Source organism: Microbacterium karelineae, assembly GCF_009745985.1.
GTDB lineage: Bacteria > Actinomycetota > Actinomycetes > Actinomycetales > Microbacteriaceae > Microbacterium > Microbacterium karelineae.
In genome coordinates this window covers 1-428 of sequence record NZ_WFIX01000129.1, presented here as the reverse complement: position 1 = coordinate 428, position 428 = coordinate 1, and the positions used below count along the sequence as shown (strand labels likewise).

Below are 428 nucleotides of genomic sequence, written 5' to 3'. Positions count from 1 at the left end.
AATTGATTGACGGATCCACCATACTGCATAAGAGATAAATTTGAAACCTCTAGTTTCATCGTAACTCTTTTTTGAGGATAAAATAAATGAGACAATTAAAAATCACTAAGCAGGTTACCAACAGGGAAACTGCTTCATTAGACAAGTATTTGCAGGAAATTGGTAAAGTGGAACTGATCACTGCGGACGAGGAAGTAGAATTGGCACAAAGAATACGTGCAGGCGACAGAGCCGCACTTGAGAAATTAATCAAAGCCAACCTTCGTTTCGTAGTATCTGTATCTAAACAATACCAAAATCAAGGTCTTTCTTTACCCGATTTGATCAATGAAGGTAACTTAGGATTAATGAAAGCGGCAAAAAGGTACGATGAAACTAGAGGTTTCAAATTTATCTCTTATGCAGTATGGTGGATCCGTCAATCAATT

Annotated in this window: 1 protein-coding gene; it reads left to right on the top strand. The window is 37.1% G+C overall.

Annotated features, from left to right (window positions below; all coding sequences use genetic code 11):
* Positions 1-86 precede the first annotated feature (86 nt).
* The coding region (locus GB932_RS22210; RefSeq protein ID WP_156758940.1) for a sigma-70 family RNA polymerase sigma factor at positions 87-428 on the top strand (342 nt) is incomplete at its 3' end.